Source organism: Janthinobacterium sp. YR213, assembly GCF_900099875.1.
Classification (GTDB): Bacteria; Pseudomonadota; Gammaproteobacteria; order Burkholderiales; family Burkholderiaceae_D; genus Janthinobacterium; species Janthinobacterium lividum.
Genome location: NZ_FNDA01000001.1, coordinates 2,017,688 through 2,040,468, shown reverse-complemented (window position 1 = coordinate 2,040,468; position 22,781 = coordinate 2,017,688). Strand labels below are relative to the sequence as shown.

Annotated in this window: 17 protein-coding genes; 10 read left to right on the top strand and 7 right to left on the bottom strand. The window is 62.2% G+C overall.

The window, feature by feature from the left end; all coding sequences use genetic code 11:
* Window positions 1-214: 214 nt before the first annotated feature.
* The gene (locus BLT98_RS08940; RefSeq protein WP_092606586.1) at window positions 215-2,617 is read right to left on the bottom strand and encodes a TonB-dependent receptor plug domain-containing protein; all 2,403 of its coding nucleotides are present in this window, start codon (window positions 2,615-2,617) and stop codon (window positions 215-217) included.
* Between the two features lie 177 nt (window positions 2,618-2,794).
* Window positions 2,795-3,580, bottom strand: coding sequence for a PhzF family phenazine biosynthesis protein (locus BLT98_RS08935; protein ID WP_092606583.1), 786 nt, complete (start codon window positions 3,578-3,580; stop codon window positions 2,795-2,797).
* Between the two features lie 96 nt (window positions 3,581-3,676).
* Between BLT98_RS08935 and BLT98_RS08930 the strand changes: the two genes are divergently transcribed.
* Window positions 3,677-6,823, top strand: coding sequence for an error-prone DNA polymerase (locus tag BLT98_RS08930; protein ID WP_092606580.1), 3,147 nt, complete (start codon window positions 3,677-3,679; stop codon window positions 6,821-6,823).
* 39 nt (window positions 6,824-6,862) lie between these two features.
* Window positions 6,863-7,336 carry a GNAT family N-acetyltransferase gene (locus BLT98_RS08925; protein WP_244517430.1) on the top strand — a complete coding sequence of 158 codons (474 nt, stop codon included), beginning with the start codon at window positions 6,863-6,865 and terminating at the stop codon, window positions 7,334-7,336.
* Here BLT98_RS08925 and BLT98_RS08920 read toward each other — a convergent pair whose 3' ends face one another.
* Window positions 7,337-8,653, bottom strand: a complete 1,317-nt coding sequence (locus tag BLT98_RS08920) for an FAD-binding oxidoreductase (protein WP_225317474.1) — start codon at window positions 8,651-8,653, stop codon at window positions 7,337-7,339.
* A gap of 282 nt (window positions 8,654-8,935) precedes the next feature.
* Here BLT98_RS08920 and BLT98_RS08915 point away from each other — a divergent pair, with 282 nt between their 5' ends.
* The 5 genes from BLT98_RS08915 to BLT98_RS08895 all read left to right on the top strand — a co-directional run bounded on the left by BLT98_RS08915 (window position 8,936) and on the right by BLT98_RS08895 (window position 14,266).
* A complete protein-coding gene (locus BLT98_RS08915) occupies window positions 8,936-9,853 on the top strand; it encodes a ChaN family lipoprotein (protein WP_034783320.1) in 918 nt (305 codons plus the stop codon).
* A gap of 154 nt (window positions 9,854-10,007) precedes the next feature.
* Complete coding sequence (gene exbB, locus BLT98_RS08910) at window positions 10,008-10,757, top strand: tonB-system energizer ExbB (protein ID WP_240317637.1); 750 nt, start codon at window positions 10,008-10,010, stop codon at window positions 10,755-10,757.
* A gap of 3 nt (window positions 10,758-10,760) precedes the next feature.
* Window positions 10,761-11,186, top strand: coding sequence for a TonB system transport protein ExbD (exbD, locus tag BLT98_RS08905; RefSeq protein WP_052140202.1), 426 nt, complete (start codon window positions 10,761-10,763; stop codon window positions 11,184-11,186).
* Window positions 11,183-11,956: an energy transducer TonB family protein gene (locus tag BLT98_RS08900; protein ID WP_092606574.1), complete on the top strand. Its 774-nt coding sequence runs from the start codon at window positions 11,183-11,185 to the stop codon at window positions 11,954-11,956. The genes exbD and BLT98_RS08900 overlap by 4 nt, the downstream gene beginning before the upstream one ends.
* 51 nt (window positions 11,957-12,007) lie before the next feature.
* Window positions 12,008-14,266, top strand: coding sequence for a TonB-dependent receptor domain-containing protein (locus BLT98_RS08895; RefSeq protein ID WP_092606571.1), 2,259 nt, complete (start codon window positions 12,008-12,010; stop codon window positions 14,264-14,266).
* 68 nt (window positions 14,267-14,334) lie between these two features.
* Here BLT98_RS08895 and BLT98_RS08890 read toward each other — a convergent pair whose 3' ends face one another.
* Complete coding sequence (locus BLT98_RS08890) at window positions 14,335-14,742, bottom strand: PRC-barrel domain-containing protein (protein ID WP_035821190.1); 408 nt, start codon at window positions 14,740-14,742, stop codon at window positions 14,335-14,337.
* 246 nt (window positions 14,743-14,988) lie between these two features.
* Between BLT98_RS08890 and BLT98_RS08885 the strand changes: the two genes are divergently transcribed.
* The 3 genes from BLT98_RS08885 (at window position 14,989) to ftsB (ending at window position 18,452) form a co-directional block, all read left to right on the top strand.
* Entirely contained in the window at window positions 14,989-16,641 is a 1,653-nt protein-coding gene (locus BLT98_RS08885) for a CTP synthase (RefSeq protein WP_092606568.1), read from the top strand.
* Window positions 16,642-16,782: 141 nt separating this feature from the next.
* The gene (gene eno, locus BLT98_RS08880) at window positions 16,783-18,066 is read left to right on the top strand and encodes a phosphopyruvate hydratase (protein WP_034750709.1); all 1,284 of its coding nucleotides are present in this window, start codon (window positions 16,783-16,785) and stop codon (window positions 18,064-18,066) included.
* A 62-nt stretch (window positions 18,067-18,128) separates the two neighbouring features.
* Window positions 18,129-18,452 carry a cell division protein FtsB gene (ftsB, locus tag BLT98_RS08875; protein WP_010400534.1) on the top strand — a complete coding sequence of 108 codons (324 nt, stop codon included), beginning with the start codon at window positions 18,129-18,131 and terminating at the stop codon, window positions 18,450-18,452.
* Window positions 18,453-18,791: 339 nt separating this feature from the next.
* Here the strand turns inward: ftsB and BLT98_RS08870 are convergent, their stop codons facing one another.
* From BLT98_RS08870 to BLT98_RS08860, 3 genes are all read right to left on the bottom strand, one after another.
* Window positions 18,792-19,073: a hypothetical protein gene (locus BLT98_RS08870; RefSeq protein WP_092606565.1), complete on the bottom strand. Its 282-nt coding sequence runs from the start codon at window positions 19,071-19,073 to the stop codon at window positions 18,792-18,794.
* A 152-nt stretch (window positions 19,074-19,225) separates the two neighbouring features.
* On the bottom strand, window positions 19,226-20,356 hold the full coding sequence (locus BLT98_RS08865) for a glycerophosphodiester phosphodiesterase (RefSeq protein ID WP_092606562.1): 1,131 nt from the start codon (window positions 20,354-20,356) through the stop codon (window positions 19,226-19,228).
* Window positions 20,356-22,770 carry a TonB-dependent receptor gene (locus BLT98_RS08860; RefSeq protein ID WP_244517429.1) on the bottom strand — a complete coding sequence of 805 codons (2,415 nt, stop codon included), beginning with the start codon at window positions 22,768-22,770 and terminating at the stop codon, window positions 20,356-20,358. The genes BLT98_RS08865 and BLT98_RS08860 overlap by 1 nt, the downstream gene beginning before the upstream one ends.
* Between the last annotated feature and the right edge of the window lie 11 nt (window positions 22,771-22,781).

Genomic DNA, 22,781 nt, shown 5'->3' with positions numbered 1-22,781 from the left:
GGGGGCTGCCTGCAGCCACTACTGGACGGTTGACAGCACCTGAGTCTCCTGCCCGTTACCACTCCGTCACTTTCGCTTTGCCTAACTTGATGCAAGGATGAGCTGATGCAATTATCCAATCAAGCTCCTGCCATCTGACCATGCATTGATGCCGACATAAAAAAACAGCGGCTGCCCAAGCTGGCGCAGCCGCTGTTTTATGTGGACACGGTGATCAGAACTTCACCCACAGCCGCCCGAAGCACGAAGCGCCGTTCAGGCCGAACTGCACGCTGTCGTATTTGAAGCCGTTATCCGTTTCGTCCGCGTTCTGCGTGGTGGGCTTGACGTTGAAGATGTTGTTGCCGCCAAAGGTCAGCTTGGTGTTCTTGCTGATGCTGTAGGTGAAGCTCAGGTCGGCGGACGTCTTGGCCTTGTAGCGGGCGTTCGGTACGCCTTCGGCCGTGCCGCTGAAGGTGCCCAGGGTTTGCGGGCCAAAGTAGATGATGCGCAGGTCCGATTCCAGCTTGCCCGTGATGTAGTCGAAGCCCAGGGTGGCTTTCGCGCGCGGGCCGCCCTGTTCGATGAACAGGCGTTCTCGCTCGGACAGCAGGACATCCTCGAAGCCCGTCAGCGAGGCGGGCGTCTTGACTTTCGTCACTTCCGTTTTGCTCAAATTCAAGGCCAGGAAGGTGTTCAGGCGGTTGCCAGCCAGCTCGCCCTTGTGCGAGGCCGTCAAGTCGAGTCCGCGCGTGCGCGTGTCGACGGAGTTGACGAAAAATTGCGCTTCCGTCACGCCCAGGAGGGCCAGGCGCGCGCCCAGGTCCGGGTAGTTGTCGGCATTGAAGCGGCCCGACAGCACGATGCGGTCCTTGATCTTGATGTTGTACAAGTCGGCCGTCACGGAAATGGCTTGCGTCGGCGTCCAGGTGGTGCCCAGCGTAAAGCTGGTGGATTTTTCCTCTTTCAACTTGGGAATGCCGGCCGCGTTGGCGACGGCGCCGCCATTCGGCGCCAGCACCACGTCGGTGGCCACGCCGCTGACGAAGTCGGTAAAGGTGGACGAGAAATACACTTGCTGCAGCGATGGCGCGCGGAAACCCGTGCTGGCCGAGCCGCGCAGCAGCACATTCGGTGCCACTTTGTAACTGGCGGCCAGCTTGCCCGTCACGGTGGAACCGAAGTCGCTGAATTTTTCATAGCGTAAAGCCGCCTGGGTTTTCAGGCGTTCCGTCCAGTCCAGTTCCACGTCGCCATACGCGGCGATACTGTGGCGTTTGGCTTTCGTCACGTCGCTGGGCTGGAAGCCGGGAAAGCCCTGGCTGCGTCCATTGCCGCCCGTGCCCACGCCGTCGGCATCGATGTAGGAGCCCGGTTCGCCGGCCATGATCTTGTATTCCTCGCTGCGGTATTCGGCGCCGAAAGCCACGTTCATGCCGCGCATCACCGTATCGTAATAGCGGCTGAAATCGGCATTGCTGGTCAGTTGCTGGAACGAGAAGCCGCCCGCGTCAAAACTGCTGGGGCTGACGCCCTTGCCGCCATTCATCAGGTCGAGGTTGGCGATCGATGCGTTCAGCGTGTTGCTGATGTCGTAGCGCATCTTGTTGTAGCCATACGTTTGCGAAAAGTCAGCATGCCATTCGCCGATCTGGCTGCGGTGGCCGATGGTGGCGTACTGGTCGTCGATCTTGCCATTGATAAAAGGCACGAACCCGTCCGGGTACATGGCGGCCGAATTGCGCGCAGGGATGTCGTCGCTGCCGATGCCGCCCCGGCCGAACGCGGCGCTGGACGCGTCGCGCGTCTGCGCGCCGGCCGTGAAGTACAGCTTGCCCGCGCCGCTGGTGGCGTAGTCGCCATTGATATACAGGGTTTTGTTCTTGGACTTGGTATCGCCGATGATGCGCATGCTGTCGGAGTCGGCGCGGTTCGAGCGACCCCGGTCCAGGTATTCGCCCGTGATGGCCAGGGTGCCCTTGTCGCCCAGCGCGATGCCGCAGTAGGCCGAGGTCATGTAATTCTTGCCGTCGCCTTCGGAATACTGGCTGTAGCCGGCCACGGCTTCGCAGCCCAGGCTTTTCTTGAGTTCGATGTCGATCACGCCGGCAATGGCGTCCGAGCCGTACTGGGCGGCGGCGCCGTCGCGCAGCACTTGCACGTTCTTGATCGCCAATAAAGGAATCGCATTCATGTCCGTACCCGTGTTGCCGCGGTTGCGCGCACCGAACAGGTTGACGAGGGCCGTCGTGTGGCGCCGCTTGCCATTCACCAGCACGAGGGTCTGGTCGGAACCGAGGCCGCGCAGGGCGGCCGAATCGATCAGGTCGGCCCCATCGGCGCCTGTCTGGCGCGTGGAGTTGAACGAGGGCGAGATGTATTGCAGCGATTGCGCCAGGTCAAACTGGCCGCCTTGCTCGGCCACCTTGGAAATCGGAATGATATCGACCGGCACCATGGTATCGGTAGCGGAACTGGCGACCCGGCGCGAGCCGACCACGCTGACCGTTTGCACGGGACCGTCCGTGGCGGCCGCTTCCGTGCTCTGGGCCATGGCGGCGGGACTGAAGGCGGCCAGGGCGGCGCTGCCGTACAGGCTGATGAGGACTGCTTTACGCAAGGTGGTGAGGGTCGGCACGCAGTATCTCCAAGTGGCTGATGAGCAAGATTCGTGACTTGATTCTAGTGCCATCATTTCAGCATTCACCAGCGATACTTTGTTTTGTTATTACAAATTTGCGGTAACTGTTGTTTCCTGGTTGATTATCTTTTGGCCGCTGCCTGGCTTGCCTTGTGCTGGTGCGGCGCGCCCCATTCAGGTGCTGCGTTGCACCATGCCGCCCACCCAGATGGCCTGCGCGCTGTATTGCACCTCGATCAAGCAGGGCTGCTGCGTCACGTGGCCCTGGTGCAGACGCAGCGACTGTTGCAGATGCACCGCCAGCGCGCCCGCCGCCACGCCCGTGGCACTGTCTTCCAGCGCCGGATCGAGGTGGTTGAAGTTGCGCCCCTCATACTCGTGCTCGCCCGTGCGGCAATACGCATAGCAGCCGCTGACCTGATGCAAGGCGCTCCAGTCGGCGATCAGTTCCAGGTTCGGCCGCAGCGCGCGCAGGGTGGTGCGGTCGGCCACCTCCAGCAGCAGCTTCGGACTGCCGACGGAGGCGACCACGGGCGGCGACAGCAAGTGCATATGCTGGCCCATCAGCTCGGACGGCACATACTTTTCCACCAGGACGGCAGGCGCCGGCTGCGGCGCCAGGCCGATGAACAATCCCTCCGCGCGGCGCACCAGCTGCAAGGCTTGCCCGCGCATGGCGGTGCGTACCGTCAGGGTTGCCGGCGCGCCAGGCGCCGTCAGCAGCACATGCGCGGCCGCCAGGGTGGCGTGCAGGCACAGGGGGCTGCGCGTGTGCGGATAAAAATAGTCGAGCACGATGCTGCCGTCCGCTTGCGGGTCGAGGAAGACGCAGGCGCTCACTTGCCGCTCCTGGGCGAATTGCTGGCGCGCCGTTTCGCTGCCGTGGTCGTTTTCCACGACCAGTGCCGCATTGCCGCCACCGGGTGCGGCGCCGAAACATTTCAAGAGATGGACGATCATGGCGGTCGATGTGGAGGTAAAACACCAGCATAAACGATAAGCCCGATTCCAGATAAGTATAATATACTGTGTTTATATACAGTATTGAGGTGGATCATGTGGGGCGCAGTCTTACCCGAGTATGCTGAGTTGTACTGCCTGAGTAATTTCAGCTTCCTGCATGGGGCCTCGCATGCGGAAGAGCTGGTGGCGCGCGCCGTTCAGCTCGGTTACAAGGGGCTGGCCATTACCGACGAGTGCTCGCTGGCGGGCGTCGTGCGTGCCCATGCGGTGGCCAAGCGGGCCGATTTTCCCCTGATTATCGGTGCGCACTTTCACTTGACGCAGTCCGACGGCAGTCCGGCCCTGTCCTTGCTGGCGCTGGTGCAAGACATCGACGGTTACGGCAACTTGTCGGAACTGATCACCATGGCGCGCACGCGGGCGGCCAAGGGGCGCTATTTGCTGACGCCCGATGATTTCGCCGCGCCATCGCCAGAGTTTGCCCATTTGCGGGGGCTGCCCGGCTGTCTGATGATCTTGCTGCCCAGCTATCCGGCCCAGCCCGAGGCGCTGCGCGCGCAGGGGGCATGGATGGCGGCAACCTTTGGCAGCGAGCGCAGCTGGATAGGCTTGAACCTGCTGCAGCGGGCGCAGGATGACGCGCACCGCAGCGGCGTGCAGGAGGCGGCGCAAGCGCAGGGCTTGTCCGTGGTGGCCGTCGGCCACGTGTGCATGCACGTGCGTTCGCGCAAGCCCCTGCTCGACACGCTGTGCGCGATCCGCGTGGGCAAACCCGTGGGCGAGTGCGGCTATGCACTGGCGCAAAACGCAGAGCAGCATCTGCGCGCGCGCTTGCGCCTGGCCAATGTGTATCCGCCGCAGGCGCTGGCGGAAACCCTGCGCATCGCGGAGCTGTGCACATTCTCCCTCGACAGTTTGCGCTATGACTATCCCGACGAGTTGGTGCCGCACGGCCACACGCCGGCGACGTATCTGCGCGAAGAAACGTATGCGGGCGCGCGTATCCGCTTTCCGCTGGGCATTCCGGCGAACGTGCAGGAGCAGATCGAGCAGGAGCTGGAACTGATCGCGGAACTGTCGTATGAAGCGTACTTCTTGACCGTGTACGACATCGTGCGCTTTGCCCGCTCGCAAAACATCCTGTGCCAGGGGAGGGGCTCGGCCGCCAATTCGGCCGTCTGCTATTGCTTGCACATCACGGAAGTGGACCCGGCGCGCGGCAACTCGCTGGTCGGGCGTTTCATGTCGCGCGAGCGCAACGAGCCGCCCGATATCGACGTCGATTTCGAGCACCAGCGGCGCGAAGAAGTGATTCAATATATCTATGGCAAATATGGCCGCGAGCGGGCCGCGCTGGCGGCCGTGGTGATCAGCTACCGGCCCAAGAGCGCCTTGCGCGACAGCGGCCGGGCGCTGGGGATCGACCTGGCCATCGTGGAAAAAGTGGCCAAGGCGCATCGCTGGTTCGATGGCAAGCGCGATCTGCTCGAGCGCCTGGCCGAATGCGGACTCGACCCGGAAGCGGCATTGTCGCAGCAGTGGGCTGGCCTGGCGCAGCAGTTGCTGGGCTTTCCCCGTCATTTGTCGCAGCATCCGGGCGGCTTTGTCATTGCTCAGGGCAAGTTGTCGCGCCTGGTGCCGATTGAAAACGCGGCCATGGCCGAACGCAGCGTCATCGAGTGGGACAAGAATGACCTCGAGGAGCTGGGCTTGATGAAGGTCGACGTGCTGGCGCTGGGCATGCTGTCGGCCCTGCGCCGTGCGCTGGAACTGGTGGGGGCGCGGCGCGGCGAGGAATTCCGCCTGCAGGATATTCCTGCGGAAGACCCCGTCACCTACGACATGATGTGCGAGGCGGACACCATCGGCGTGTTCCAGATCGAGTCGCGCGCCCAGATGAGCATGCTGCCGCGCCTGCGTCCCCGTGAATTCTACGACCTCGTCATCGAGGTGGCGCTGGTGCGCCCCGGCCCCATCCAGGGCGGCATGGTGCATCCGTATCTGCAGCGGCGCCAGAAAAAGGAGCCAATCGATTATCCGAAGGGCCTGGAAAAGGCGCTGGGACGCACCCTGGGCATCCCGATCTTCCAGGAGCAGGTAATGCAGGTGGCCATCATCGCGGCCGATTTCACACCCGGCGAAGCGGACCAGTTGCGGCGCGCCATGGCGGCCTGGAAACGCAAGGGCGGCATGAACAATTACCATGACCGCATCGTCGATGCCATGGTGGACAATGGCTATGAGAAAGTATTTGCCGAGGCCATCTTCAGCCAGATCGAGGGCTTTGGCGAATACGGTTTTCCCGAGTCGCACGCGGCCAGTTTCGCGCTGCTGACGTACGCCAGTTCCTGGCTGAAATGCCACGAACCGGCTGCCTTTCTGTGCGCCTTGCTCAACAGCCAGCCCATGGGCTTTTACAGTCCCTCGCAACTGGTGCAGGATGCGCGCCGGCATGGCGTGCAAGTGCTGCCCGTCGACGTGGCGATCAGCGGCTGGGAGGCGGAGCTGGAAGAGCAGGGGGGGCGGGGTGTCGCACCCGCCGTGCGCCTGGGCTTGAACAGCCTGTTCGGCATGCGCGCGGAAGCGGCCCGGCGCATCGAGGATGCGCGCGCCATCGCTGCTTTCGCCGACGTGGCCGACCTGGCCCTCCGTGGCGGCCTGGACCGTCATGATTTGCAGGTGCTCGCCGCCGGCAATGCCCTGCACGCGCTGGCCGGGCACCGGCGCGCGGCGCTGTGGCAGGCGGCCGGCGCCGTGCCCGACAGGGATTTGCTGCGCGCCACCTCACAAGAGGAAGACTTGCCCGTGCTGGCCGCGCCGACGGAAGGCGAGAGCATCGTCAGCGACTACCGCGCGCAAGGCCTGACCCTGGGCCGCCACCCGCTGGCGCTGCTGCGCAAGCAATTGCTGGAACAGCGTTTCCTGCCCGCGTCCACCTTGATGACTTACACGAGCGGACAGCTGGCGCGCGCCTGCGGCATCGTCACCGTGCGCCAGCGGCCGGGCACGGCCAAGGGCGTCATCTTCATGACCCTGGAAGACGAGACGGGCACGGTGAACGTCATCGTCTGGCCCGACCTGGTGGAAAGCCAGCGGCGCGAAGTGCTGAGTGCGCCGCTGCTGGGCGTGTACGGCGTGTGGCAGCGTGAAGGCATCGTGCGCAACCTGGTGGCCAAGCGCCTGGTCGACATGTCGCATTTGCTGGGACGCTTGCGGACCAGCAGCCGCGATTTCTGTTGAGAGTTGCCGGCGGGGAGGAGGCCATGGCATTATTTGAAGATGACAACCTTGCCCGAACCGACACTGCGTCCCGCCCTGGTCGCCGACGCGCCCGCCATCGTCGCCCTGATCGACGACCTGATGCCCTTTTTGACCCTGCACCCGGATGGCGCGGGGGCGGAAAAATTCATCGAACATTGCCGCCAGCCGGCCATCGAAGGCTATCTGTCGCAGACTCGCTATGCCTACCAGCTCGCGCATATCGACGGCGAACTGGCCGGTGTGGTGGCCATGCGCGACAACACGCATCTGTTCCACATGTTCGTGCCGCGCGCCTGGCACCGGCGCGGCATGGCGCGCCGCCTGTGGCAGGCAGCCCGCGATGCGTCGCTGGCCAAAGGCGATGTGACGGCGTTTACCGTCAATTCCTCCCTGTACGCCTTGCCCCTGTACACAAGCCTGGGCTTTGTCGCCACGGGGCCGAAGGTGGAGGAGGGCGGTATCGCTTTCGTGCCGATGCGCATGGCATTATAGTTACCAGCGTACGATCTTCCCCGGATTCATGATGTTCTTCGGATCCAGCGCGTGCTTGAGGGCGCGCATGGTGTCGATCGCGCCTGCACCATGTTCTTCCACCAGGAAGGCCATCTTGTGCATGCCCACGCCGTGCTCGCCCGTGCAGGTGCCATCCATGCCGATGGCGCGCGTGACCATGTCGCTGTTGACCTTTTCCGCGCGCGCGATATCGGCCGGGTCATCGGGATCGACCAGCATCTGCACGTGGAAATTACCGTCGCCCACGTGGCCGATGATGGCATAGACGAGCCCCTGCGCTTCGCAATCGGCCTTGGTGGCCAGGATGCATTCGGCCAGGCGCGAAATCGGCACGCAGCAATCGGTGGAGATGGCGCGGCTGCCGGGGCGCAGTTGCAGCAGGGCGAAATACGCATTGTGGCGCGCGGCCCACAGGCGCGAGCGGTCTTCGGGACGGCTGGCCCACTCGAAATCGCTGGCGCCATGCTCCGCCGTAATGGCTTGCACCAGCTGCGCCTGCTCGGCCACGCTGGCCGGCGTACCGTGAAATTCAAACAGCAATAATGGCTTTTCCGGCAGCGCCATCTTGTCGTAGGCATTGATGGCTTTCACGCCATTTTCATCGAGAAACTCGACCCGCGCCACAGGAATACCCATCTGGATGGTCTGGATCACGGCGCTGACGGCTTCGCCCGTGCCGGGGAACGAGCACACGGCGGCCGAGATGGCTTCCGGCAGCGGATACAGTTTTACGGTCACTTCCGTGATGATGCCCAGGGTCCCTTCGCTGCCGACGAACAGGCGCGTCAGGTCGTAGCCGGCTGAGGATTTTTTCGCCCTGGTACCCGTCTTGATGATGCGCCCATCGGCCGTCACCACGGTCAGGGCCAGCACGTTTTCGCGCATGGTGCCGTAGCGCACGGCGTTCGTGCCCGAGGCGCGCGTGGCGGCCATGCCGCCCAGCGACGCATTGGCGCCCGGGTCGATGGGGAAGAACAGGCCCGTGTCGCGGATTTCCTCGTTCAGCTGTTTGCGCGTCACGCCCGCCTGCACGGTGGCCGTCAAGTCTTCGCCATGCACCGCCACCATCTGGTGCATTTGCGACAGATCAATCGTCACGCCGCCATGCAGGGCCAGCACATGGCCTTCGAGCGAAGTGCCGCTGCCGTAGGCGATGATGGGCACGTCGTGCGCGCTGCACAGCTTGACGGCGGCCGCCACTTCCTCGGTGGAATGGGCGAAGATGACGGCGTCCGGCAGCATGGGAGGATAGCTCGACTCGTCGCGGCCATGGTGTTCGCGCATGGCTTGCGTCATGGAAAAGCGGTCGGCAAAGATCAGGGAAAGTACGGCAGCAAGGGATACGGGCAGCGGTTTTTTCAGTACCGCCAACTGGTCAGTTTGATTCACGCGAGTCCTCCGTTTTTTTTATTCTACTCCGCGCCCGGGGATTTCACCGAAGCAGCATATTGGTTTTTGCCAGTAGTAAAAAAATCTGTATGGTTCGCCATGCATTGGTTGTAAATGAGAATCATTTCTATTAAAATGCCCGCCAGTAGTTATTTTGCAATGCGTGCTTAGACCCGAAAGGCCATGCCCATGAAATTCTCCCTGTCCATCGCTGCCGTCCTGCCCGCCTGCGTGCTGGCCCTGAGCGCCTGCAGCAGTGTCGCCCCCGTAACTGGCGCGGCCACCGGCGCCGCCGCGACGTCCGCCGCGCAGGATGTGCGCCAGTTGGGCGAGATCGTCGACTTGCGCAGCGGCCAGCGGGTGACTGCCGAGCAACTGCTGGCCCAGCTGGCCGCTGCGCCGAGGATCATCGTGGGCGAACAGCATGACCAGCTCAGCCATCATCAGATCGAGCAATGGCTGCTGCAGCAACTGCAGGGCCGGCGCCCGCAAGGCAGCGTGCTGCTGGAAATGCTGAACCCGGACCAGCAAGCCAAGGTGGACAAGGTCAAGCCGTGGCTGCAGACGGATCCCGTCGTGCGCCCCGAGCACGTGGCCGAGCTGCTGGCCTGGCAGCCCAGCTGGAAGTGGGAGCAGTATGGCGACCTGGTCATGACCGTGATGCGCGCGCCGTATCCCGTCTGGTCGGCCAACCTGGACCGCAGCGAGATCAAGCAAATGTTTGTCGACAAGCCGGCCGTGCAGGGCAAGCACTCGAACCTGGCCAACGATGGCAAGGTGCATGCCAAGCTGAAAGACATCATCCGCGTCATGCATGACAACCAGATCGACGAACCGCGCCTGGCCGCCATGCTGTCGGTGCAACAGCAGCGCGACCGCCGCATGGCCGAGCGCCTGCTGGCCGCGCCCGCGCCGGCCGTGCTGATCGCCGGCGCCTACCATGCGCACAAGGACCTGGGCGTGCCGCTGCACGTGCAGGACTTGACGGGCGGCCCTGCGCCGCTGGTGCTGGTCCTGGCGCAGAAGGGCGCCACGGTGCTGGCGCCGCAGGCGGATTTCGTCTGGTTCACGCCGGTTGCCGCATCCGCCATCGCCAGCGCCAAGTAAGCCGTTTCACCTCCGCCGGGCGGTCAGCCCGGCATTCTCTCCCAGCAAGCTTCCCCGCAGCAGCCAGGTAGTCCGTCCGATTTTTTTTGCATGCGCGTGCGCGCCGTTGGCGCAGCCATGCCTGTTACCTGTTGAAACTCCCATGCGTATCCCCTTGTCCCGTATCAAAGCCGCCGCTGGCGGCATGTTTCTTTCCCTGTTCCACGCCACCGCGCAAGCGTCCGCCTTGCCGCACGATATGTCGCCGCTGGGCATGTTTTTCGCCGCCGACCAGGTTGTCAAAAGCGTGCTCATCGGCTTGCTGGTCGCCGCGCTGGCCACCTGGGTGGTCTTGCTGGTGAAGGGCGCCAGTTTGCTGCAAGCCCGGCGTGCGGCGGCGCAAGCCGTCGCCATGCTGAAGACGGCCACCTCGCTGCCCGACGCGGCCGCCAAGGTGGAGGGCGCAGGCAGCACTTCGCTGGCGCAGCAGTTGCTCGACGATGTGCAGCAGGAACTGAATCTGTCGCACGCCAGCGCGCCGGCGGCGGCCCTGAAAGAGCGGGCCGGCTTTCGCCAGGAACAGTTCATTGCGCAGCAGGTACGCGCCATGACGCAAGGCATCGGCCTGCTCGCCAGCATCGGCGCCGTGGCACCGTTCGTCGGCCTGTTCGGCACCGTGTGGGGCATCATGAACAGCTTCATCGGCATCGCCGTCAGCCAGAGCACGAATCTGGCCACCGTCGCGCCCGGCATCGCGGAAGCCTTGCTGGCGACGGCGCTGGGCCTGGTGGCGGCGATTCCCGCCGTCGTCATCTATAACGTGCTCAGCCGTGGCATCAACCAGTACAAGGCGCAGCTGCGGGCCGCTTCCGCGCAAGTGCTGCTGATGCTGAGCCGCGACCTCGACACGCGCAAGCAGGCCTGAGCCATGGCCAGCCTCTTTCCTTCCCCGGACGACGACACGGCCGACATGCCAGAGTTGAGCGAGATCAATGTCACGCCCTTCATCGATGTGATGCTGGTGCTGTTGATCATCTTCATGGTGGTCTCGCCGCTGGCCACGGTCGACCTGAAAATCGACTTGCCGGCCGCCACAGCCAAGCCGGAACCGCGCCCCGAAAAGCCCCTGTTCGTTTCCCTGAAAGCGGACCACAGCCTGTACCTGGGCGAGTCGCCCGTGGCGCGCGAGCAGCTGGGCGGTTTGCTTGACGCCCAGACGGGCGGCGACCGCCAGCGCACCCTGTTTTTCCAGGCCGACAAGCAAGCGGCGTATGAAGACGTGCTGGGCGTGATGGATGCCCTGCGCCAGGCCGGTTATCTGAAAGTGGGCCTGGTCGGCCGGGAGGGTGGGTGAATCCGCGCCCTGTATTGAACTGGGGCATCGCCACGGCGCTGATGGTAGCGGGCATGCTGGCGTTGCTGCTGTGGGCCAGCTGGCAGCCCGTCGCCGTGGCGCCCGCCAACCCGGCGGCCAGCGTGATGGTGGTATTTGCCGCACAAGCGATGTCGCCGGAAACACAGGTCGCGCATGCCGTGGGCGCGCGCCAGTCGGCTGCCTCCAGCTCGGCCCGGCCGCCAAGGAGCGCCATCCGGCAAGAGGCGTTGCCCGTGCTGGCGCGCGCCGCCGCGCCGGAGATCGTCGCGGCGGAAAAAGAGGAAAAGGCGGCTGCCAGCCCATCGACGGAGCCGGGCAAGGATGTCGCCAAGGAAGCTGCCGTGCCCGCACAGGCCAGCAGCAGCGCCACGCCGGCACCGGCTGCCGTGCGCGGTCCGCAGGCGGCGCCGTTCAACAGCGACACGCCGTCAAGCAGCGCGGCGCCGGCCAGCTGGCAAAGCCGCGTGCTCGGCCATCTGGCCCACTTCAAGCGCTATCCGGGCGATGCGCGCCAGCGCAAGCGGGCTGGCGCCGCCTGGGTGCGCTTCCAGGTGGACCGCGACGGCAAGCTGCTGGCCAGCGAACTGGTCACTTCATCGGGCACGGTGCTGCTCGACCGCGAAGCGCTGCAAGTGCTTGAGCGCGCGCAACCGTTGCCGGCGCCGCCCGACAACGTCCTGCACCAGGGCACGGTGACCGTCACCTTGCCCGTCTCGTTCAAGCTGGAGCCAGGACAGGACAAGGCATGAGGATGCCATCGCTTTTCATTCAAAAATCTATCCATAACAAATCAAGGGTGTATGCATATCAAGACAATGACGCAGGCCGTGGGCATCTGCATGGCCTTGCTCGCGCAGCAGGCATGGGCACAACAAGTCCAAGGCAGTGGCAAGGTGGAATTTCCACCATTGAATGTATCGGGTGAAACGGTGCCTGCGGAACAGCAGGCGCTGGAAAAACCGGGCGCCGTCAGTGCGCGCGGGCCGGACACGCGCTTGCAGCCCGTCGACCAGATCCTGCGCGGCATGCCGGGCACGTTTACCCAGATCGATCCGGCGCAGGGTGCCGTCAGCGTGAACATCCGCGGCCTGTCCGGCTTTGGCCGGGTCAACACCATGGTCGATGGCGTGACGCAAAATTACTATGGCAGCGCGCCATCGGAAGTGGCGCATGGTAGCGTGCCCAGCAGCCAGTTCGGCGCCCTGATCGACCCGAACTTCATCATCGGCGTGGATGTGTCGCGTGGCAATGTCGTCGGCGGCGACGGCGTCAATGCGCTGGCCGGCAGCGCCAATTTCCGCACCATCGGCGTCGATGACGTCGTCTTCGCCGGGGAAAAAACGGGGGCGCGCACGAAGATGTGGACCGGCAATAACGGCGTGGGCCGCAGCGCCATGCTGGCCGTGGGCATGAAAAACCCTGCCTTCGATGGCGGCAGCGTGGGTTTCATTGCCGCCACCAGCGCGAGCGTGATCGGCAACAACTACAAGAATGGCAATGGCACGGATAGCGAGGAGTTCGGCTTCGGCTACAACCGTTTTTATAAGCAGAAGCCGAAGTCGCAATTGCTCAAGCTGGACCTCACTTTGAGCGACTTCCATGCGCTGGAACTGTCGGCGCGCGATTACCGCAATACGTTCACGCGCCGCGATATCCGGAGCGATGATTACTATGTGAAATATCACTACACGCCGTTTTCGGAATTGATCGACCTCAATGTGGTCGCCAGCAGCAGCCGCGGCAACCAGAAATACATGCCCGAGGCGCTGACCAATTTCATCAACACGAATGCGGCCAACCGCGCCGACGCCTTCGACATCAACAACACCAGCAGCTTCAGACTGGCCGGCGGCGATGCGTTGGTGACCATTGGCGGCAAGCTGATGCGTAATAAATACAGCAAGCACGTGGAAAGCCTGGTCGACGATCCGGACAACCCGGATGCGAACCAGCAATCGATTGAAAACAATACGTTCGGTCCCGAGGGCGTGCAAAAGATCAACAGCCTGTATGCGGGCCTGCAATACAACCGCGGCATTGTTCAGCTCAATGCGGGGCTGAACTACACGCGTTTCGAATTGACGGGCTACAAGCCGGCCTGCGACGAGCGCGTGAAATGTTTCCCGCAAGGGGCGGCGCATATCGCGCTGAACGAACACGGCATCAATCCGTCGCTGTTGCTGTCGGCCCAGCTCACGCCCTGGTTCCAGCCGTTTGCCAGCGCCGAGCGCACCATGCGCGGGCCGAATCCGCAGGAAGTGTTTTTCTCGAATGACGGCGGGGCGTCGATGAACCCCTTTCTGAAGGGAGAGAAAGCGACGACCTATCAACTGGGTTTTAATTCCAGCCTGCATGGTTTGCTGAGCAAGAACGATGCGCTGAACTTCAAGGCCCTGTATTTCAAGAGCAAGATCGATGGCTATATCACCAGCCAATCCTTCCTTGTGTGCGATAACGGGCGCAAGTGCAATATATCGGAAGTGATCGCCACGGATTGGGAGACCGTCGATGCGTACGTGACGAATATGTATATCTACATTAACTCGGCCACACCCGTGCATACGCGCGGCTGGGAACTGGAAGCGCAGTACCAGCTGGGGCCGGCCTATGCGCGCCTGTCGTACACGCGTGAAAAGACCAGCCAGCCCACCTCGATCGCCAGCGCGTGGTTTGGTGCGGCCGACATCAGCGAGCTGCCCAGCACGTATTACAACCTCGACGTGGGCACGCGCTTGCTGGACAACAAGCTGGAAGTGGGCGCCATCATCAAGCACACGGGATCGAATCGCCGCCTGTCGCCGGATAATGAAGCCGATGAAGCGACGGGCGAAGTGCTCAAGGCCGACAATCCGAAGATCCCGGCCGTGATCGACCTGTATGCGAGTTACCAGGTCAGCAAGAACCTGTTCCTGCGCCTGTCCGTGCAAAACGCCATGGACAAGAATTACTCGGAAGCGCTGAACCGCTTGAACTCGATGCCGTCGCAGTCGAACGACAATACGCCGATGAGTACGGCGCGGGGCAGGACGTATGTGGCGGGGTTGGAATACCGTTTTTAACCAAACCCAAGTGCAAATACTGGGGTCGTACCCTCAGGGTACGACCCCGGCCCTCCGCTTCGGGTTAATTAATACTCGCGCGGCGTGGTGCCGTAGTAGCTGTGAATCGAGTTCACCCATGTGGTATCGGCCATGTTCGGCCAGTTATCCGTATCGAAGCCGGGCGCGTTTTCGATGCGTTCCTTGTCGACGTTGAGGGTGAAGCGCTTGTTGACGGTGTCGAGCAGCAGCGCTTCCCACGGCACGGCGAACAGCTTTTCGCCGATGGTGAAGACGCCGCCGTGCGACATGACGGCGTAGGCGATTTTGCCACTGCGCATGTCGATCATGATTTCCTTGATTTCGCCCAGGTGTTCATCCTTGGCGTTGTGCACATGGTCGCCGATCAGGGTGTCTGCACCCATCAGTTCAGGGCCGGGGCCTTTGTGGCCGCGGTTGACATACATGCCGTAGGCGTCGCGTTCTTCGTAGCTCATGATGTACCTCCGTTGAAAAATTCCAGTCTGGACGTATGCCATGGCAGGGTCTGTTCGGTCTCCCACACAAAATATGGAATTGGAAATATTTCAATTATTGTTATCGGGTAATTTTGTTGCGCGTAGACAGCAGGAGGGGGAGGGATAGTCGTCATTTGGCGCAAATTTCCGCGCGTGGGGAGCGACGCAGGCGGGCTTTAGTGTATAATTTCAATTTCCCGCACGTGCCGTTCGGCACCATCTGCAATGACCAAATTTGTCTTCGTCACTGGTGGCGTTGTGTCTTCCCTTGGAAAAGGGATTGCCGCCGCCTCCCTCGCCGCGATCCTCGAATCGCGCGGCCTTAAAGTCACCATGCTCAAGCTCGACCCGTATATCAACGTCGATCCTGGCACGATGAGCCCTATGCAGCACGGTGAAGTATTCGTCACCGATGACGGGGCCGAAACCGACCTCGACCTCGGTCACTACGAGCGCTTCATCTCCACCCGCATGAAAAAGGTGAATAACTTCACCACTGGCCAGATCTATGAATCGGTGATCCGCAAGGAACGCCGGGGCGAATATCTGGGCAAGACCGTGCAGGTGATTCCGCATATCACCAATGAAATCCAGGATTACATCCGCCGTGGCGCCGAAGGCTACGACGTGGCCCTGTGCGAAATCGGCGGCACCGTCGGCGATATCGAATCGCTGCCATTCCTGGAAGCGGCGCGTCAGCTGAGCCTGCGCGCCGGCCGCAAGAACACGGCTTTCGTCCACCTGACCCTGGTGCCTTACATCGCCTCGGCCGGTGAACTGAAAACCAAGCCGACCCAGCACTCGGTGCAAAAGCTGCGCGAAATCGGCATCTTGCCAAACGCGCTGCTGTGCCGCGCCGACCGCGCCATCCCGGAAGATGAACGCGCGAAAATCTCGCTGTTCTCGAACATCGAGGAAGACGCCGTCATTTCCGTGTGGGATGTCGACACCATCTACAAAGTGCCGCAAATGCTGCACGATCAGGGTCTCGACAAGATCATCTGCGACGCGCTGGACCTCGATCCGGCACCGGCCGACCTGTCGATCTGGAGCAAGCTGATCTACACGATGGAGCACCCGAAGGCGGAAATCACCGTCGGCATGGTCGGCAAGTATGTGGAACTGACCGAGTCGTACAAGTCGCTGATCGAAGCGCTGCGCCACGCCGGCATCCACACGGAAAGCCGCGTCAACATCGAATACATCGATTCGGAAGAAATCGAAACGACCGGTTGCGACAACCTGGGCAAGTACGATGCCATCCTGGTACCGGGCGGCTTCGGCAAGCGCGGCGTGGAAGGCAAGATCAAGGCGGCCCAGTTCGCCCGTGAAAACAAGATCCCTTACCTGGGCATCTGCCTGGGCATGCAAGTGGCCCTGATCGAATACGCGCGCAACAAGGCAGGCATGCCGAACGCGAATTCGACCGAGTTCGACCTTGATACGGATCAACCTGTCGTTGCACTGATCAATGAGTGGCAAAACCACGATGGTAAAGTCGAGTTGCGCGATGAAAACTCGGACCTGGGCGGTACCATGCGCCTGGGCGCGCAGACCTGCGCCGTCAATCCGGGCACCCTCGCCGCCGAGATCTACGGCAGCGTGGTGACCGAGCGTCACCGCCATCGCTACGAAGCCAATAATCACTACCTGGCCCGTGTCGAAGCGGCTGGCCTGATCGTGTCGGCCCGTACGCCGAGCGAAGATTTGTGCGAAATCATGGAATTGCCACGCACGGGTGAGAATGCCCACCCATGGTATATGGGCGTGCAATACCATCCTGAGTTCAAGTCGACGCCACGCACCGGCCATCCGTTGTTTACCTCGTTCATCAAGGCAGCGCTGGCGCACAAGGACGCCAACGCCGTCGCTGAATAACGCCGGTCGATAGCGACAGTATTACCTGTAAGACAGCTCCCGGCCTGATAGTCTCCGCCGGGAGTTTCTTTGCCCACTTTGTGCAATTGCGCATCAGAACGCAGTGTGCAGCCCCTGTTTCGCTTAACTTTGGAGAATGACATGAGTGCTATTGTTGATATTATCGGTCGCGAAATCCTGGACTCGCGCGGTAACCCGACCGTCGAATGCGATGTGTTGCTGGAATCGGGCGTGATGGGCCGTGCGGCCGTGCCGTCGGGTGCCTCGACCGGTTCGCGCGAAGCCGTGGAATTGCGCGATGGCGACGCCAAGCGCTACTTCGGCAAGGGCGTGCTGCAAGCATGCGAAAACATCAATACCGAAATCTCCGAAGCCATCATGGGCCTGGACGCCAATGAGCAGGCTTTCCTGGACCGTACCCTGATCGACCTGGACGGCACGGAAAACAAATCGCGCCTGGGCGCCAACGCCATCCTGGCCGTCTCGATGGCTGTCGCCAAGGCTGCCGCTGAAGAAGCGGGCTTGCCGCTGTACCGCTATTTCGGCGGTTCGGGCGCCATGCAGATGCCAGTGCCGATGATGAACGTCATCAACGGCGGCGCGCACGCCGACAACAACCTGGACATCCAGGAATTCATGATCATTCCCGTGGGCGCCCCGTCGTTCAAGGAAGCTGTCCGCTACGGCGCGGAAGTATTCCACACGCTGAAAAAGATCCTGCACAAGAAGGGCCTGAACACCAACGTGGGCGACGAAGGCGGTTTCGCGCCATCGCTGGCCAACCATGAAGAAGCCATCAAGCTGATCATCCAGGCCATCGAAGAAGCGGGCTACGAGCCAGGCACGCAGATCGCCATCGGCCTCGATTGTGCCGCGTCCGAGTTCTACAAGAACGGCAAGTACGAAATGGAAGGCGAAGGTCTGAGCCTGACGGCCACCGAATTCACCAACCTGCTGGCGACCTGGTGCGACAAGTACCCGATCATCTCGATCGAAGACGCGATGCATGAAGGCGACTGGGACGGCTGGGCGATCCTGACGGCGGAACTGGGCAAGAAAGTGCAACTGGTCGGCGACGACCTGTATGTCACCAACACCAAGATCCTGAAAGAAGGCATCTCGAAAGGTATCGCCAACTCGATCCTGATCAAGATCAACCAGATCGGCACCCTGACGGAAACCTTCGCCGCCATCGAAATGGCCAAGCGCGCCGGTTACACGGCCGTCATTTCGCACCGCTCGGGCGAAACGGAAGACTCGACCATCGCCGATATCGCCGTTGCCACCAACGCCCTGCAGATCAAGACCGGCTCGATGTCGCGTTCGGACCGCATGGCCAAGTACAACCAGCTGCTGCGTATCGAGGAAGACCTGGGCGACATCGCCAGCTACCCTGGCCGCGATGCGTTCTATAATCTGAAGTAAGCTGATGTAAAACCCACTGGCCGGCCGGAGATGTTCCGGCCGGTTTTTTAACTGAATGCCCCATGCGCCTGATTACGCTCGCCCTGGCAGCCCTGCTGCTGTTGATACAATTTCCCCTCTGGCTGGGTAAAGGCGGCTGGCTGCGTGTTGCCGACATGGAAGCCCAAGTGGCGGTGGCCAACAAGAAGAACGTGGAATTGAAGGCGCGAAACGCCAAGCTCGAATCCGAAGTGCGCGACCTGAAAGATGGCACGGGCGCCGTCGAGGAGCGTGCCCGCTATGAGCTGGGCATGGTCAAACAGAATGAGATTTTCGTGCAGATCGTGCGCAAGGGCCAGACCCCGCCACTGCTGGAAACGCCGGTGGACGCTGCTGCGCCACATTAAGACAGTACTACTTCCCACTTGCCAGCCTGGACCGATTGCCAGGCTGACATATCACATGACTACCTTGTACTTATTACCTTGTACTGCTGCACACGCATGGCGCGGCGTGCTGCTACTGCCTTGCTGCTTGCTGATCAGAAACGGGCCTTGCCGGTCGTGATCAGGTAAAAGTGGATGCCGGTGACCACGACGGCCACGGCGATCAATGCGGTTTCGAGAAACATCATAAAAATTCCTTGTTAATATTTAGTGAGCTTAAAAAACGTCCAGGGCCAGGCGTCAAGCCGCAGACAGTACGTCAGTACGGCGAGGCGCAGGCAACGCCGCCATGAACGTTTTTTAACCGCGCGACGCCAGGAAGCGCAGTTCCGAAGCCAGATTCGGCATCAGCTTTTCGTAGCGGTTCGCTTCCGAGTTTAGCAGGGCGAAATCGCGCTTGCTTGGGCGCACATAGCGCTCGTCATCGGCGCTGGTCGTCGTGGTGGCGATGACTTCCTTCTGCGCCAGTTCGCTGTATGGCTTGGAAGCGAGCAGGGCGCCCAGGAAGGCGCGCGTGGCGCGGCCCAGGTTGCTGAAGTAGTTATCGTTGTCGTTGCTGTAGGTGTTGGTAAAAGTGGACATATGCCCTCCATAAATGGTCTGTTGTTGCATTGCACAATAATGGAGTTTGCGATATGCGTCCAATTTCAAATTCCAATTTCAGAAATTCAAGAAACGCATAATAAGGGCGTAGCCATCGGCCACGCCCTGAAAATGAATTTGTTACGAAATGTTTATCCGACGGCGATGCGTCCCAGACCCGGATCGTCGCTGAAAAAGCCGTCCAGTCCCGTCTCGATATAGCGCCGCATTTCCGCCACGGAACCGGCCTCGTTGCGCGCATTCTCGCCATTGCCGTCGCGGAAGTCGGCCGCCAGGAAACGGTTTTCCGGACGGAAGGTCCACGTGTGCAGCAGCAGGCCCGCCTGGTGCGCATCGTCGACGATGGAAGAGGGCTTGGCCAGGCGCTGGTCGGCGCCCAATGGGATGACGCCCCGCGTGGGCGGCGCCACCACGTCCGCGTAGGCGGCGATGTCGCGCAGGCCGGCCGGCGTGATCATTTGCCCGAAGGTCAGCTTGCCGCCCGCCTTGGCCACGTCCATCGGGCGCACATCGCCGCCCACCACCAGCTGCATCAGGCGCACGTTGGCGCGCCGTCCCAGCTTCTCGCGCAAGTATTTCAGATTCGCCACTTCGAAGGACTGGATTTCGATCGGTGCGCGGCGCGTGTACTCGTGCGCCAGCATGGTCGACAGGAAACGGTCTTCCAGCGCCAGGCCCGCATCGCGGAAGTAGGTCGAGCTTTTCAGTTCCGGCACCAGGCCGATGATGCGCCCGCTGGCGGCCGATTGCGCTGCAACAAAATCGATGATTTCTTCCCACGTCGGGATCTGGAATTGTCCATCGTATAAGGTGTTGCCGGTGCGTACTTTCGGCAGCCGTTCGATGGCGCGCAGGGTTTTCAGTTCGGCCAGGGTGAAGTCGTCGACAAACCAGCCTTCGTGCCATTCTCCATCGACCAGCTTCTTGCCGCGCCGGCTGGCGAACTCGGGACGGCGCGCCACATCGCTGGTATCGATCAGATTGCTTTCATGGCGCGCCACGAGGATGCCGTCGCGCGTGGCCACCAGGTCCGGCTCCACGTAGTCGGCGCCATCGAGGATGGCCTTGGCGTAGGACGCCAAGGTATGCTCGGGACGCAGGGCGCTTGCGCCGCGGTGGGCGAACACCAGCGGACGGCTTGGTTTTGTTTCCAGCAGGCCGGCCGCAAAGCCGGGCGCGGCCGCCATGGCCAGGCCGCCGACGGCCGCCTGGACAAAGCTGCGGCGCGAAAAGTGACGCTGGGGCAGAGCGGGCGCGCGCATCAGAAATCCGCCGTCAAGGTGAGGAAGCCCTGGCGCGGGGCGATCGGGAAGGTGTTGTACGTCTTGTCGGCCGCGCCCACCACCACGTTCAAGGCACCTTCGCGGTTGGCCAGGTTGCTGACGTTCACTCTCCAGCGCGGATTTTTCAGCCAGCCGGCCATGGCCGGCAGCTTGCCCGACACGCCCAGGCCCATCAGGAAATAGCTGGGCACGGACAGATCGTTGGTGTACGTCGCGTAGCGCTTGCCCACATAGTCTCCCGTCAGTTGCACTTCGATATCGCCAACCGTGGCGGAAGCGACGAACTTGTTCAGCCATTCCGGCGAGCCTGGCACGTTCTTGCCCGCCGTCAGCACCAGCGCGGCGCCATTGTTGTAATTGTCCGCGTACTGCGAGCGGTTGTACGAGAGGGCATTGTAGAACGAGAAATTGTTGCCAAAGTGGACGGTGCCCGCGATATCGATGCCGTCCGTGCGCACGCTGCCCACGTTGGCCAGCACGGGGTTGCCACCGATGATGGAGGAAATCACGGGCGTCGGGCTGATCTGCAGCAAGCGGTTGCTGAAATCGACGTGGTAGACGTTGACCTGGCCATCGATGGCCGTGATGGCCCCCAGGTTCAAGGCGTGGCTGCCGCGCACGCCCACTTCATAGGTGAGGGCCGTTTCCGGCTTGGCATCGCGCTTGAACAAATCAAACGCGGCCTGGCTCGACAGGCTCCACGGCGAGGCGCCGCCGCCGCCGTAGGTGACGAACTGGCGCATGTTTTTCTGGATATTGAAGTACAGCTGGTCTTGCGGCGTGAAATCCCAGCGCGCGCCCACTTGCGGCAGGAACCATTTTTTCGTGTTGATGGTGCCGACCGGCAAGGCCGTCGAGCCGCCGGAAATGGCACCCTTGGCCGGTTGCACGGGGAACTGGCCGTCGGCAAACTGCAGGCTGGACTTGAAGCCGGCCTGCAGGGCGATATCGGGGCGGATGCGCCATTCATCCTGCAAGTGCAGCTGCACCACCTTGTTGTCGATCTCGCTGCCGTATTGCGTGATCAAGGGATTGCTGGGGCGGTCGTACGGCGACGTGGGCTTGTTGACGTCCAGCGCATACCAGCGGCGGTAGGCGGACGAGCGATTCTGTTCCAGCCACAAGCCCGCTTCCAGCTGATGCTCGCCGATTTCCTTGCGCAGGGTGGAAATGAAGCCGCCGCGCTTGATGTCGTATTCCGTCGTGCGCACGGCGTAGCCCGAGTTGCCGAAGACTTCCTTCAGGTTCTGCTTCGGGTAGTACACGCTGAACAGGCCCGGCAAGCCGGCCACGCCGATGGGGCCGGCCACCACGCCCGCGCCGTCATCCTTGTGGTAATACACCTGGTTCGACCATGTCATGCCTTCGGACAAATTGGCGTCGAACTTGGCGTAGGCCAGGTAATCGGTCCGCTGCGCATCGCTGTAGTAATTGCGGTAATTGTTGCCATCGGCGGCAGGCGTCGCGCCCGTCGGCGACAGGTAGTTGAGGGCAGCCTTGAAATCCGGATACAGGAAGGGACGCGTGTACGGCGAGCTCGTTTCGCCGGCCACATGCACGGTGCTGTCCTCGTTCGGTTCGATCTTGTCCGAGTAATTGAAGAACAGGGTCAGCTTGCCCGCCTCGCTGCGGTTGACGTACTTGGCGTTGAACTGGTCGCCGCCCTGGCGCGCATCGAAGTCCCAGGCGCGCGCTTCGTGGTGCAGGATGGAAAAATAGGCGCTGCTGCCGTCGCCGAAGGCGCCCGTGTCGTAGCGGGCAAACGTGCGCGAGGTACGGTGGCTGCCCACGGTTTGCTGCACGCTGGCGCCCTGCGTGGCCAGCGGGTCGCTGGAATAGGTTTCGATGGTGCCGCCCAGGTTGCTGGTCGACGCCGTGGCCAGGTCGCCCGCGCCCGAGGACAGCACGACGCTGCGCACGTTTTCGCTGATCACGGCGCGCTGCGGCGACAGGCCGTTGTAGTTGCCGTATTGCTGGTCGCCCAGCGGCACGCCATCCATGGTGTAACCTAGTTGTTGGCCGGAAAAGCCATGCACGAACAGCGACAGGTTCTGCTCGTTGTTGCCCCATGGATCGGCCGTCTGGAAGCTGACGCCGGGCAAGGTTTGCAATGCTTTCAGGGGATTCGTGCCGGGCAGGATTTTCTGGATTTCACTCTTGCTCAGGGCGACGGAAGAACGCGTCTTGCGCGAGGAAATCTCCACGGTGGTGATCGGGGCATTGTCTTCGGCAGCCGGGGCAGCAGCGGCGGCCATGTCGGTGGCGGCGGACGCCACGGCGGCGGCGACGGCCGTTTGCGCCAGGGCCGGCAGGCTCAAGCCCGCGGCGCAAGCGCCCAGCAACACGTGAAAGGAATGGCGGCGCAGGGCCAGCGTCAAGTGGGTGGTCATCATCAGCCTGTGGA